This is a genomic window from Tsukamurella serpentis, from assembly GCF_054780975.1.
In genome coordinates this window covers 180687-193202 of sequence record NZ_BAAGVH010000002.1, presented here as the reverse complement: position 1 = coordinate 193202, position 12516 = coordinate 180687, and the positions used below count along the sequence as shown (strand labels likewise).

General features: G+C 70.0%; 14 protein-coding genes, 1 tRNA gene and 1 other RNA gene. 13 read left to right on the top strand and 3 right to left on the bottom strand.

Annotated features, from left to right (window positions below):
• Positions 1-51: 51 nt before the first annotated feature.
• The 4 genes from ACYVHG_RS03315 (at position 52) to ACYVHG_RS03300 (ending at position 2040) form a co-directional block, all read left to right on the top strand.
• A complete protein-coding gene (locus ACYVHG_RS03315; RefSeq protein WP_461166902.1) occupies positions 52-438 on the top strand; it encodes a DUF3052 domain-containing protein in 387 nt (128 codons plus the stop codon).
• Positions 435-968 carry a peroxiredoxin gene (locus ACYVHG_RS03310; protein ID WP_461166015.1) on the top strand — a complete coding sequence of 178 codons (534 nt, stop codon included), beginning with the start codon at positions 435-437 and terminating at the stop codon, positions 966-968. The genes ACYVHG_RS03315 and ACYVHG_RS03310 overlap by 4 nt, the downstream gene beginning before the upstream one ends.
• Positions 959-1032: transfer RNA gene (locus tag ACYVHG_RS03305), tRNA-Val, on the top strand. The genes ACYVHG_RS03310 and ACYVHG_RS03305 overlap by 10 nt, the downstream gene beginning before the upstream one ends.
• 75 nt (positions 1033-1107) lie before the next feature.
• Complete coding sequence (locus ACYVHG_RS03300; protein ID WP_461166014.1) at positions 1108-2040, top strand: cobalamin biosynthesis protein; 933 nt, start codon at positions 1108-1110, stop codon at positions 2038-2040.
• Here the strand turns inward: ACYVHG_RS03300 and ACYVHG_RS03295 are convergent.
• Positions 1979-2848: an SURF1 family cytochrome oxidase biogenesis protein gene (locus tag ACYVHG_RS03295; RefSeq protein WP_461166901.1), complete on the bottom strand. Its 870-nt coding sequence runs from the start codon at positions 2846-2848 to the stop codon at positions 1979-1981. The genes ACYVHG_RS03300 and ACYVHG_RS03295 overlap by 62 nt on opposite strands.
• Entirely contained in the window at positions 2841-3311 is a 471-nt protein-coding gene (locus ACYVHG_RS03290) for a low molecular weight protein-tyrosine-phosphatase (protein ID WP_461166013.1), read from the bottom strand. The genes ACYVHG_RS03295 and ACYVHG_RS03290 overlap by 8 nt, the downstream gene beginning before the upstream one ends.
• Before the next feature lie 49 nt (positions 3312-3360).
• Between ACYVHG_RS03290 and ACYVHG_RS03285 the strand changes: the two genes are divergently transcribed.
• From ACYVHG_RS03285 to ACYVHG_RS03245, 9 genes are all read left to right on the top strand, one after another.
• Positions 3361-4476 carry a Nif3-like dinuclear metal center hexameric protein gene (locus ACYVHG_RS03285; protein ID WP_461166012.1) on the top strand — a complete coding sequence of 372 codons (1116 nt, stop codon included), beginning with the start codon at positions 3361-3363 and terminating at the stop codon, positions 4474-4476.
• A gap of 10 nt (positions 4477-4486) precedes the next feature.
• Positions 4487-5245 (top strand): zinc ribbon domain-containing protein, encoded by a 759-nt coding sequence (locus ACYVHG_RS03280; protein ID WP_461166011.1) that lies wholly within the window; start codon positions 4487-4489, stop codon positions 5243-5245.
• Entirely contained in the window at positions 5242-5892 is a 651-nt protein-coding gene (locus tag ACYVHG_RS03275) for a histidine phosphatase family protein (RefSeq protein ID WP_461166010.1), read from the top strand. The genes ACYVHG_RS03280 and ACYVHG_RS03275 overlap by 4 nt, the downstream gene beginning before the upstream one ends.
• A gap of 34 nt (positions 5893-5926) precedes the next feature.
• Positions 5927-6341: RNase P RNA component class A (rnpB, locus tag ACYVHG_RS03270), an RNA gene on the top strand.
• A 72-nt stretch (positions 6342-6413) separates the two neighbouring features.
• Positions 6414-6893: a DUF6194 family protein gene (locus ACYVHG_RS03265; protein ID WP_461166009.1), complete on the top strand. Its 480-nt coding sequence runs from the start codon at positions 6414-6416 to the stop codon at positions 6891-6893.
• Positions 6894-6926: 33 nt separating this feature from the next.
• Positions 6927-7922, top strand: coding sequence for an ATP-binding cassette domain-containing protein (locus ACYVHG_RS03260; protein WP_461166008.1), 996 nt, complete (start codon positions 6927-6929; stop codon positions 7920-7922).
• Positions 7919-8755, top strand: coding sequence for an ABC transporter permease (locus ACYVHG_RS03255; RefSeq protein WP_461166007.1), 837 nt, complete (start codon positions 7919-7921; stop codon positions 8753-8755). Before ACYVHG_RS03260 ends, ACYVHG_RS03255 begins: the two co-directional genes overlap by 4 nt.
• A 46-nt stretch (positions 8756-8801) precedes the next feature.
• Entirely contained in the window at positions 8802-9590 is a 789-nt protein-coding gene (locus ACYVHG_RS03250; RefSeq protein ID WP_461166006.1) for an acyl-[acyl-carrier-protein] thioesterase, read from the top strand.
• A 4-nt stretch (positions 9591-9594) separates the two neighbouring features.
• Complete coding sequence (locus tag ACYVHG_RS03245) at positions 9595-11016, top strand: RNB domain-containing ribonuclease (protein ID WP_461166005.1); 1422 nt, start codon at positions 9595-9597, stop codon at positions 11014-11016.
• On the opposite strand, the gene ACYVHG_RS03240 is transcribed toward ACYVHG_RS03245, so the two are convergent.
• A complete protein-coding gene (locus ACYVHG_RS03240; RefSeq protein WP_461166004.1) occupies positions 11017-12513 on the bottom strand; it encodes a CYTH and CHAD domain-containing protein in 1497 nt (498 codons plus the stop codon). It abuts the gene before it with no gap.
• Positions 12514-12516 lie beyond the last annotated feature (3 nt).

Sequence of the window (12516 nt, the reverse complement as noted above, 5' to 3'; positions counted from 1 at the left end):
TGCAGAAGGAGGCTCCCACCGGTGTCCACGAATGGGTCCCACGCCCAGAAGATGGGCCTGCAGCCCGGAAACATCGTGCAGGAGATCGGCTGGGACGAAGACACCGACGATGACCTGCGGCTGGCCATCGAAGAGCTCACCGGTGCGGAGATGCTCGACGAGGACACCGACGAGGTGGTCGACGTGGTGGTGCTCTGGTGGCGCGACGACGACGGTGACCTGGTGGACACGCTCATGGACGTGATCACCCCGCTCTCCGACGACGGCTACGTGTGGGTGCTCAGCCCCAAGACCGGCCGGCCCGGGCACGTTCAACCCAGTGAGATCGCCGAGGCCGCCCCGACCGCCGGCTTGACGCAGACCTCCTCGACCAACCTCGGCTCCTGGATCGGATCCCGCCTGGTGCAGCCGAAGTCCGGTCGAGCGGCCAAGCGGTGACGACGGTGTTCTCCGAGACGGGGGTCTCACCGGCGGCATCGGTGCCGTCGGGGCCGCTGCAGGTGGGCGACACCGCACCCGACTTCACCCTGCGCGACCAGAACAACCGGCCGGTCTCACTGGCCTCGTTCCGCGGCCGCAAGAACGTGTTGCTGGTGTTCTTCCCGCTGGCCTTCACCGGCACCTGCGAGAGTGAACTCGGCGGCATCCGGGATTCGCTGCACCTGTTCGACAACGACGACGCCGCCGTGATCGCGGTGTCCGTGGGACCGCCGCCGACGCACAAGGTCTGGTCCGGTACCCAGGGCTACCTATTCCCGATCGTGTCCGATTTCTGGCCGCACGGTGCCGTGGCGCGCGAGTACGGCGTTCTCAACGAGAAGAACGGTTACCCGAATCGGGGCACCTTCGTGATCGACCGGGACGGTGTGATCAGGTTCGCCGAGATGAACGAGCCGGGCGTCCCGCGCGATCAGTCGCTTTGGGAACACGCCCTCGCTGCGCTAGCCTCATCCGGCAAGCGCGTGTAGCTCAGTTGGTTAGAGTCCCGGTCTTACACACCGGTTGTCGGGGGTTCGAGTCCCTCCGCGCGCACCGATCTCGCTGATCAGATCCCGGTCACCGAGCCGCGCTATCGGTGGGTGAGTGACCGAAGTATCGTCGACGCTCGTGAACCGGAGCACTGAACTCGCGTTGGGTGTCCTCGCCGACGAGGTCTTCGGCGATCCGCGCCGCTACCACCCGGTGGCGGGTTTCGGCACGATCGCGATGCGGTTGGAGCAGCGGATGTACGCACCGTCGAAGCTGCGGGGCGCGATCTACACCGCGATCCTGGTGGGCGGAGCCACCGCACTCGGTTGCGCCGCACGGAACATCCCCGGCGGCACCGCCCTCGGCACCTGGGTGGTGGTCGGCGGAGCCGGACTGCGCCGAGCCGGCGGCGCAGTGGGGGAGCATCTCGAACGCGGCGACCTCGACGCCGCCCGTAGCCTGCTCCCGAGCCTGTGCGGCCGCGATCCCTCCGTACTCGATACCGCGGGCCTGGCCCGAGCGGCCACCGAATCGGTCGCGGAGAACACCTCCGACGCCGCGGTAGCACCCCTGTTCTGGGGCGCGGCGCTCGGTCTGCCGGGCCTGCTGGCCTATCGCGCCGCGAACACTCTGGACGCGATGGTCGGCTACCGCAACGACCGCTACGCCGACTTCGGCTGGGCCTCGGCCCGCCTCGACGACGTGCTCAATTACGTGCCGGCACGCCTGGCCGGCGCGGTCACCGTGGTCGCGGCCCCCGCAGTGGGTGGCGAGCCCGCACAGGCGCTGCGGGCCTGGCGCCGGGATGCACGCTCGCACCCGAGCCCCAACGCCGGGGTGGCGGAGGCCACCGCCGCCGGCGCGCTGGGCCTGCAATTGGGCGGGCGTACGCAGTACCCCCACGGCGTCGAGATGCGCCCGACTCTGGGCGACGGACCCGCGCCGCAGCCGCACGATCTGCGGCGAGCGACACGATTGTCGCTGGTCGTCGAGTGCGGCGCGGTGGTCGCTACTCTCCTTTGCGTCCGTACCGGTCGGCGAGCCGGGCGGCGCGGACGGCCTCAGAGCTGACCTCCGGCGTCGGATCGTCGTCGTCCGCGGACGACGGCCCGGCGGTGCCGGCATCGAAGACCGCCTTGTCCTCACGGCGCCGGCGCACCTCCGACCACACGAAGTAGCCGATCGCCAGCGGGGCCATGATCCCGAAGGTCAGCCACTGCAGCCCGTACGACAGGTACGGTCCGGCGTCGAGCATGGGGAGCGGCACCGGGTCCAGGACGCCCGGCTGGTCTTCACTGAGATCGAGATACCCGGGGGCGAAGTCGATGCCCTGCGCCGGTCCGATCGCCGCCGGATCGATCGCGTAGACCTGGAGGAATCCGCCCTCGGTGCGCGGACCACGAGCGGGATCGGTCTGCTCCGGGGCGCGGATGCGGGCCTGCACCGTCACCGTGCCCGACGGTGGCGGAGCGAAGTCCGGCACCACCGCGCCGGTCGGCGTCCGGACGAAGCCGCGGTCGATCAGATAGGTGGCTCCGTCGTCCGCGGCGAACGGGACCAGCACCTCGTACGCCGGTTGACCGTCCTGGTTCCGCAGCCTCGCCAGCGTCTGCTTATCGACCAGGAACTGCCCGGTGAGGGTCACCCGGCGCCATTCGGCGTCCTTGGGCACCTCGGTGCGGCCACCGAGCAATCGGCCCGCCGGGATCGGCTCGGCGTTCACCGAATCGGCGATCTGCTGATTGCGGTGACTGGTCGAGGAGTTCTTCCCCAACTGCCACGGCGCCAGCACCGACCAGCACAGCGCGGTGAACGCCAGTGCGGCGACCGCCAAGGCGATCCAGCGCGGCTGGAAGACGACCTTCAACCAATTAGGCACTGTGCTCACGCGTCCATTCGATCAGCCCCGGCATCGACGCCCGCACCTGTTCGAGGGTCACGCGGAAGTCGTCGACGTCGCCGTAGTACGGGTCGGCGACGCTCTCGTGGTCGGCATCGGGGTCGAAGCTGCGGAGCAGGCGCAGCCGCTCGTCCGGCACCCCGAGCCCGCGCAGCGGTTGCACGTGCGAGCGGTGCAGTGCGACCACGAGGTCGGCCGCCAGGTGATCGTCGGTCACCTCGGCGGCGCTGTGGTCGGTGGGGTAACCCGCCTCGGCGAGAACTTCGCGGGCGCGGTGATCCGCGGCATCGCCCTGGTGCCATCCCCCGGTGCCGGCGCTGGTCACCCGCACCGCCTCTGCCAGTCCGGCGTCGGCGACCGCCCGCTCGAAGACGATCCGGGCGATCGGTGACCGGCAGATGTTGCCGGTGCACACGAACGTGACATGCAGCGGTGTACTCACCCCTCCATCTTGCCCGACGCGGCGCGGGGGCCCGCATACGCTTGCAGGTATGAAGCTCGCTGAGGTCATCGAGATGCTCGATCAGGCGTACCCGCCGCGACTGGCGGAGGAATGGGACAGTGTCGGACTGGTCTGCGGAGATCCCGCCGACGAGGTGGAGAAGGTCCTGGTCTGCGTGGACGTCACCACAGCGGTGGTCGATGCGGCGCTGGCCGGTGGGGTTCAGCTGATCATCGCGCACCACCCGCTGTTGTTGCGGGGTGTGGACACCGTCGCCGCGACTACCCCGAAGGGAGCGCTGATCCACCGCCTGGTGCGCGGCGGCTGCGCCCTGTTCACGGCGCACACCAACGCCGACCGTGCCCGCGGCGGCGTCAACGACGCTCTCGCCGCAGCGCTCGGATTGCAGGTCAGTGGTCCGATCGAGTACCTCGACGCCGCTCGCCGGCTGGACCGGTGGGGCGTGATGGTGCCGCCCGCCCAGGCCGATGAGGTGCTCGCGGCGATGTTCGACGCCGGCGCCGGGGAGATCGGCGAGTACTCCGAGTGCGCGTGGCGGGTCGGTGGGACCGGGCAGTTCCGTCCCGGTGACGACGCCGACCCGGCCATCGGCTCGGCCCGCGAACTCACCGTGCACGCCGAGACCCGACTGGAACTGGTCGCCGAACGCGCCGTCCGCGACCGGGTCACGCAGGCGCTCAAAGACGCGCACCCCTACGAGGAGCCCGCCTACGACATCGTGGAACTGGCCGGTGGAGACCGTCAATGGGGACTCGGCCGGGTCGGGACCCTGCCCGGGCCGGTGAGCCTGGCCGTGTTCACCGAGCAGGTAGCGGCCGCGCTCGGTGTCGCGGTCCGCAGCGCGGGCGACCCGGACTCGGTGATCAGCACCGTCGCGGTCTGCGGGGGAGCGGGGGACAGCCTGCTCGCAGCGGTGGCGCGGCGCGGCGTGGATGCCTACGTCACCGGTGACCTGCGCCATCACCCGGTCGACGAGCATCTTCGTGCCGGTGGCCCCGCCGTGGTGGACGCCGGACACTGGGGTACGGAGTTCCCCTGGTGCGCCGCCGTCGCCGAACTGCTGTGGCCGTTGCTGGAGGTCACCGTCCACGACCGGCCCACCGATCCGTTCACGGTGCGCGCCACCCCGGGAGCCGATGCGTAGAGTGGCGCAGATGAACGCTGATCCGGCCGCCCAACGCTCCCTGCTGGACCTCGCCGAGGTCGATTCGGAGATCGCACGTCTCGACCACCGGGCCACCCACCTGCCCGAGGACGCCGAGATCGCGGAGCTGCAGCAGCGGGCCACCACTGAGCGGGACGAGTCGGTGCGGGTGTCGATCCTGCTCGAAGACCTCGACCGCGATATCAGCAAGCTGGAGAACGAGGTCAACCAGACCCGGCTGCGGGAGCAGAAGGACCGCGAACTGATGGCCTCGGGGAGTGTCCCGGCCAAGCAGCTCACCGAACTCGAGCACGAGTTGCGCGGACTCGAGCGGCGCCAGTCGGTGCTCGAGGACGAGGAGCTCGAACTGATGGAGCGCCGCGAGGCGGTGGAGCTCGATCAACAGCGCGCGGAGGCCACCGTCAACGCCACCACCGACGAGATCGACTCCGCGCAGCGTCGTCGTGAGGAGTCGCTGAAGGACATCGAGGTGGCCCGCACTCGCACCGCCACCACCCGCGAGGGCCTGGTCGGAGCGTTGCCGGAGGCTCTGTACGCGGATTACGAGCGGTGCCGCAAGAGCTCCGGTGCCGGCGCAGGACTTCTCCAGGCCCGACGGTGCGGCGCCTGCCGGCTGGAACTGGACCGGGGTTTCCTCGACACCGTCGGCCGGGCCGCCGCCGAACTGGTGGTGCACTGCGACGAGTGCGGTGCGATCCTGGTCCGGACCGACGAGTCCGGCCTGCCGCAGCCCAAGCCCGAGCTGTGACCGGGGCGCAGCAGCGCGGCGGCTGGATCACCTCGCAGTTCGAGCCGACGAGACTGATCCTGCTGCGGCACGGCCAGACTCCGGCGTCGGTGCGGCGGCTGTACTCCGGCCGGGGAAACCCCTCGCTCACCGATCTGGGGCGGGAGCAGGCCCGGCAGGCCGCGGAGCTGCTGCGGGGGGTGCACATCGACACCGTGCTGAGTTCGCCGCTGGATCGGGCGCTGCAGACCGCGGAGATCGTGACGGCCGGCCGCGGGCTCACCGTCGAGACCGAGGACGGCCTGATCGAGACGGACTTCGGTGCCTGGGAGGGGCTGTCCTTCGGCGAGGCCCGCGAGCGCGATGAGCAGGTGCACCGGCAGTGGCTCGGTGACACGGCCGTCGCTCCGCCGGGTGGGGAGAGCTTCGACGAGGTGCACGGTCGGGTAGCGGCGCTGCTGGAGCGGATCGTGGGCGAGAGCGCCGGCCGTACGGTGCTGCTGGTCTCGCACGTCACTCCGATCAAGACGGTATTGCGGATCGCCCTGGACTCCGGCCCGCAGTTGCTGTACCGGCTGCACCTGGATCTGGCCTCGGTCTCGGTCGCCGACTTCTACCCCGACGGCGGCACCTCGGTCCGTCAGGTGAACCGCACCGCCGGGCTCTGAGCCGCTCCGGTGCGGGTATCGTGTACCGCGCGGACGAGCTGACCGGGCGGCCGCGGCGTCGGGGACGGCTGGTGGACATCAGCTCGCCCGGGTCGAGGAAAGTCCGGACTCCGCAGGGCAGGGTGGTTGCTAACGGCAACCCGGGGTGACCCGCGGGACAGTGCCACAGAGAACAGACCGCCCGGGCTCCGGCCCGGGTAAGGGTGAAACGGTGCGGTAAGAGCGCACCAGCGCGGCGGGTGACCGCCGCGGCTCGGTAAACCCCACCCGGAGCAAGGTCGAAGGCGTCACCGCACGGTGGCGCTGCGCACGTGCATGAGGGCTGCTCGCCCGAGCGTGCGGGTGGACCGCTCGAGGCACCCGGCAACGGTGTGTCCAGATGGATGGTCGCCGCCGCGGCGCAGTGATGCGGCGCGGTACAGGATCCGGCTTACACGTCAGCTCGTCCGCCTCAACGCCGTCGAGGGCAGGTGGCGGTGTGGCCGGCGGTGGCGGTGCGACCGCGGGGTACCGTGCTCACTGTGTCCGCGTCCGCACCGAACCACCTGGAAGCCGTCATCGCTCTGCTGCGTGAACTGCCCGACTCCACGGTCGAGACGATCGAACCGGGCGCTGTTGCGGCCGACGGTCTCACCCCGGTCCCGGAGATCGCCTGGGGCGACACCTTCGTCCACCACGTCGATGGGGATGTGGCCTCGGTGGTGCCCTACCTGACCGTGGTCACCAAGGACTATCCCGACGACCGGGCCTCCCGGCTCGACCGGCCCGGCGCGTTCCGGTTGAACGCGAACGTGGGCAAGGAGGCCTTCACCGATCTGATCGGCTATCCGCCCGCCGAACACGCCGCCCGCGCAGGCGAGTGGGATTACGCGGCCGGCGGGCGTGTGCTCCCGCATCCGCTGTACGCGCGGCTCGGCTGGGTGTGCCTGGTGAACCCGGAGGCCGGCGATCTCACCCGTGACCTGGTCGGCCGTGCGGAAGGGCACGCGAGAAAGCCGTAGAAACTTGTCAGTGGGCCGCATTAGGGTTGCCCTATGACACACGGTGAGAGCGGTGATTGGGCGATCGAGGCAATCGGCCTGGTGAAACACTTCGGTGACTTCACCGCGGTCAACGACGTGAGTTTCCAGGTGCCCCGAGGGTCGGTCCTGGGCATGCTCGGTCCGAATGGCGCGGGCAAGACCACCTGCGTCCGGATGATGACGACGCTCTCGCCACCGTCGGCCGGTACGGCCCGGATCAACGGATTCGACGTCCGCGAGCAGCCCGCACAGGTGCGGCGCAGTATGGGGCTCACCGGCCAGGCGGCCACTGTCGACGAGGTTCTCACCGGACGGGAGAACCTGCGCATGATCGGCGGCCTGTACGGCATCCCCACTGCCGAACTGCGCCCACGCATCGAGCAACTGCTCGATCAGTTCTCCCTCACCGAAGCGGGGAACAAGCAGGTAAAGGCCTACTCCGGTGGTATGCGCCGGCGGCTGGACCTGGCCGTCAGCCTGATCACCGCACCACCGGTGCTCTTCCTCGACGAGCCCACCACCGGGCTCGATCCGCGATCGCGGTCCGAACTGTGGGACGTCCTGCGGTCCCTGGTGGCCGGTGGCACCACCCTCCTCCTGACCACCCAGTACCTGGAGGAGGCCGATCAGCTCGCCGACGACATCGTCGTCATCGACCGGGGCGAGGTGATCGCGCACGGCACCCCGCTGCAGCTCAAGGAACGCGCGGGTGCGGCCAGCCTGGTGCTGACGGTCTCCGACGCCGCCGACATCCCGCAGGCGAAGCGTCTGCTCGAGGACGTCGGCGGGGAGGTGTTCGTGGAGGAGGGTCCGCGCCGGCTCACCACGGCCGCCGGGGGCCTGTCCGACCTGAACCGGGTCGCCGCGTCGTTCGCGGCGAGCGGTATCGCCGTCGACGATCTGGGCCTGTCCCGGCCCAGCCTCGACGACGTCTTCCTCTCCCTGACCGGGCACCGCACCGAGGCCGAGCACGATTCCACGGCCGACTCCGAGGAGATCTCCGCATGACCAGCACCGCAGCCCCCGTATCGGTCCAGGTGACCACCCGCCAGACCAGCCTGTGGACGCAGGCCTGGATCATGGTTCGCCGCAGCCTCATCCACACCAAGCGGATGCCCGAGATGCTCTCGGACGTCACCATCCAGCCGATCATGTTCACGCTGCTGTTCGCGTTCGTGTTCGGCGCCGCGATCCCCACCAACGGGGTGTCCTACCGGGAGTATCTGCTCCCCGGCATCCTCGGGCAGACGATGGTCTTCACCTCGTTCATCGTGGCCAACGGCATCACCACCGACCTCGACAAGGGCATCATCGACAGGTTCCGGGCACTGCCGATCAGCCGGGCGTCGGTACTGATCGGACGGAGCATCGCGAGTCTGCTGCACTCGTCGATCGGCATCGTGGTGATGGCACTGACCGGCCTGATCATCGGCTGGCGTATCCGGACCAACCCGATCGACGCGGTGCTCGGCTTCGTCGTGCTCCTGGTCTTCGGCTTCGCCATGATCTGGTTCGGCATCCTGGTGGGCTCCTGGCTCAAATCCGTCGAAGCCGTGAACGGCTTCATGTTCGCCACCATGTTCCCGATCACCTTCCTGTCGAACGCCTTCGTGCCGACCGAGGGCATGGCGCCGTGGCTACGGGCCGTCGCCGAATGGAACCCGGTCTCGTCCCTGGTTCAGGCGATGCGGGTGAGCTGGGGCAACGACATGCCGCTGCGCGCCGATGCGCCGTGGTCGCTGCAACACCCGGTGACCGCCACGATCGGGTGGGCCATCGTGCTCACGCTGGTGTTCGGGCCGCTGGCGCTGCGGGCGTTCAACAAGCGCACCACCGACTGAGGCTCGTCATCAGCAACGCACCGGGCTCGTGTGGAAGACTCCGGGCGTGATCGGAGAACCGCTTCCCCCGCGTATCACTGACCCGGCTCGCCGCCCGGAGCTCCTGGCGGGCGGCGGGATCTTCACCGCCGAGCGATCGGTGCGCGGTGACGCGGTCAGCCAGGACCGGCGCCTGAAGTTCGACGGGGTCGCCCGGTACCTGCAGGACGCCGGCCAGGATCACCTGCGACACGTCGACTACGAGGATGTGCACCCCTACTGGGTGGTGCGCCGCACCGTCATCGACGTGCTCGAAGGCGGTGAGCAGCCCGACATCCTCACTCTGGAACGCTGGGGCTCGAAAATGGGCTCACGCTGGTGCACTGCTCGAGTCGACATCGACGGCCGGAAGGGCACCCGGGTTCAGACCGAGGCCTTCTGGATCAACTTCAACATCGACACCCTCACCCCGTCCAGGCTGAGCGATACCTTCCTCAGCATCTTCGGTGCCTCCGCGGAGCCCGGGGTACTGCGCTGGAAGCAGTGGCTCGACCCGGCGCCGCACCCCGACGCGGTGGAGATCCCGTTCCTCCTGCGGGCCGCCGACCTCGACGTGATCGGCCATGTGAACAACGCGGTGTACTGGTCCGCGCTGGAGGAGGCCCTCGCGACCGAACCGGACCTGCGTGAACGCCTACCGCTGCGCGGGATCGTCGAACACAACTCGGGCCTGCAACTCGAGGACGCACCGCGTCTCCTGGCCCACCGCGACAACGACATCCTGTACGCATGGCTGGTAGCGGGCGATCGCACCGCCGTGGCGATGAGTGTCCAAGCCCTCCCGGAAGACAGGTAGCACGATGGCCGGAATCCCCATGCGCGGCACCGTCCCGTCGAGCGACGTCGACTTCGCCGCGGTACGCACCGAGTTCGAGCTCGCCGAGGAGTTCCCCGCCGACGCCCAGGCGCAGGCCGACGCCGCCACGGACCGCTGCGCCGAGGGCAGAGCGGACCGGCGTGACATCGAATTCGTGACGATCGACCCGCCCGGCGCCAAGGACCTGGACCAGGCCCTGCACATCGCCGCGGACGGTGACGGCTACCTGGTGCACTACGCCATCGCCGACGTCGGCGCTCTGGTCGAGCCGGGTGGGGCACTCGAAGCCGAGACCCGTCGGCGGGGCCAGACCATCTATCTTCCCGACGGCTCGGTGCCCCTGCATCCGCGGTCGCTGTCCGAAGGAGTCGGCTCACTGCTGCCCGGCCAGGACCGTGCGGCGGCGCTGTGGGAGATCCGCCTCGACGCCACGGGTGAGGTCACCTCGGCGACCGTCAGCCGCGCGATCGTCCGGTCCCGGCGTCAGCTCGACTACGCCGCGGTACAGGCCGCCTTCGACGCCGGTGAGGTCGATCCCGCCGTCGCGCTGCTGCCCGCAGTGGGGGAGCTGCGCAGGCAGTGGGGACGCGCTCACGGTGCCATCGAACTCAGACTGCCCGCACAGGAGGCGGCCGCCGGCCCGGACGGGTGGACGGTGCGCATCGAACCCCGCACCGATTTCGACGGCTACAACGCGCAGATCTCACTGCTCACCGGAATGTGCGCGGCGACGATCATGCTCGACGCCGGCGTGGGGCTGCTGCGCACGCTGCCGCCCGCATCCGACGACGCCGTGGCGGACCTGCGCCGTACCGCCGCCTCGCTGGGGTTGAACTGGGACGGGGCTGTCTCCGTGGCCGACTTCCTGGCCGCCGTGGATGTGAGTACTCCGCAGGGTCTCGCCGTGATGAGCGATGCCACCCGGCTGCTCCGCGGTGCCGGTTACGCCGCCTTCGGCACCGTCGGCGCACCCCGACCGCCGGCCGAGTACGCGCACGCCGGAGTCGGCGCGCCCTACGCGCACGTCACCGCTCCGCTGCGGCGGCTCGCCGACAGGTACGCCACCGAGGTGTGCCTGGCCGCCTGCGCGGGCCGGGTCCCACCCGACTGGGCACGCGGCGCCCTCGACGACGCCGCTGAGATCATGGCGCGCACCAACACCCTGGCCGGAAAGGTCGATCGGGCCTGCATCGACCTGACCGAGGCGGTGATCCTCGCCGACCGGGTGGGGGACGATTTCACCGCGGTCGCGATGCGCGAGGATCAGGTGCTCCTCGACGACCCGGCGGTGATCGCCACCTGCACCGGCGGTCCACCCGAGGGCACGCACGTGACCGTCCGGTTGGAGACCGCGGACGTCGACGCCCGCAAGGTCATCTTCTCCTATCCGGGGCAGCCCGGCTGATCAGCGCAGTCTGCGCAACAGCGGCGGCAGGCCCTCCCGTGCCTGCCGTGCGCGCAGTTCCTCGACCGCGTCGATCCGGCCCAGCCGGAACGCGATCGACGGATCGGTGGTCTCGGCGGCGAGCTCGGCCACCGCGTCTCGCGCGATGGTCGCGTCCTGGAACTCGCCGAGCCGGGACTGCACTTTCGACAACGCTTTCACCTCGGTCCGGAGGTCGCCGCGCACCACGGGATCGATGACCGCTGCGGCGTACCGCAGGCGCTTGGCCTGCTTGCGGATCGCGTGCACGTCCTGGTCGGTGCACGCCGGGTCGGCGAGCAGGATGCCGGACTTGCGAGCGAACGACCTGATCCGCTTGTCCAGCAGCGGCGCCAGGCTCTTGCGGGCGGGTGCATCGGCCCGCTCCCGCAGCGGAGGATCGGCGATGAACGCATCGACCGCGTCCAGCAGTACGAAGTAGCGATCGGACTCGAGGGCGGCCCGAACCCGGTCCCAACCGCGGGCTTCGACGTCGCGCTGGCGCTGTGCCAGCACCGTACCGGCGCCGCCGAGATCGCCGTCGGCGTCGAAGGTCTCGAACCGCTGCGCCAGCACCTCGGCGTCGCGGACCCCGCCGAGAATCGACGCCAGTAGTTTCAGCTCCGAGCTCAGCGCCGCACGCGCGGGACCGTCGAAGAACCCGGAGAACTCGGTGAGCACACTGCGTAGCTGCCGGGTGGCGATCCGCATCTGATGCACCGAATCCTCGGCGCGTGCGCGCACTCGAGGATCCTCCCGCAGCAGCTTGTCCCGGTACGCGCCCAGTGCCGCGGTCAGCAGCAGGCCGGCGTCGGCCCGGTCGGCCTTCTTCGGCAGCGCGATCGTGGGCCGCGCCACCTCGGCGTCGATCGCCCGGGCCAGCTTCGACGCGGCATCCGGGCGACCGCCGCCGGCGGCACGCAGCAGTGCGTCGACGGTGACCGCGGTACGCCGCCCCAGTGCGGTGTCCGGGACCTCGAACTCCCACTCGCGCCAGTACTTCTCGGCGCCGTCGGGCAGCAGCGATATCGAGTGCACGTGATCGTCGACGAACTCGCCCAGCAGTTCACCGTCCACCGCGTGGCAGTAGGTGGTGTGACGCTCGTTCTCCACGATCGCCACCGGCGCCAGATCCCGGCCGCGGGCGAAGGCCAGAACCCGCTCCCGCAGTTCCTGCGGGACATCGGCCACCGCATCGGCGGACTCCGACGGGTCCACCTCCAGCGGCGCGGTCACCTCACGACGATCGGCACCGTCGGGCAACTTGAGATGCCAGCCGTCGTCCTTACCGCCGGTACGCCGGCGCAAGGTGATCCGGTTCGCCGCCAGATCCAGCGCCTCGGTGTCGTAGTACACCGCCGTCAGATGGAAGATCTCGTCGGTGGAGGTGCTGTCCACCCCGGCGGCGGCGGTCAACAGCGGTGTCGCGGTCTCGGCGTCCACCTCGTACTTGGTCTCGATCTCGCGCTGCTCAGCCATCGC

Excerpts from the sequence above, each read along its gene's own strand:
- ACYVHG_RS03315 (WP_461166902.1), top strand. The coding sequence starts at position 52 with ATGGGCCTGCAGCCCGGAAACATCGTGCAGGAGATCGGCTGGGACGAA.
- ACYVHG_RS03285 (WP_461166012.1), top strand. The coding sequence starts at position 3,361 with ATGAAGCTCGCTGAGGTCATCGAGATGCTCGATCAGGCGTACCCGCCG.
- ACYVHG_RS03280 (WP_461166011.1), top strand. The coding sequence starts at position 4,487 with ATGAACGCTGATCCGGCCGCCCAACGCTCCCTGCTGGACCTCGCCGAG.
- ACYVHG_RS03260 (WP_461166008.1), top strand. The coding sequence starts at position 6,927 with ATGACACACGGTGAGAGCGGTGATTGGGCGATCGAGGCAATCGGCCTG.
- ACYVHG_RS03255 (WP_461166007.1), top strand. The coding sequence starts at position 7,919 with ATGACCAGCACCGCAGCCCCCGTATCGGTCCAGGTGACCACCCGCCAG.
- ACYVHG_RS03245 (WP_461166005.1), top strand. The coding sequence starts at position 9,595 with ATGGCCGGAATCCCCATGCGCGGCACCGTCCCGTCGAGCGACGTCGAC.
- ACYVHG_RS03240 (WP_461166004.1), bottom strand. The coding sequence starts at position 12,513 with ATGGCTGAGCAGCGCGAGATCGAGACCAAGTACGAGGTGGACGCCGAG.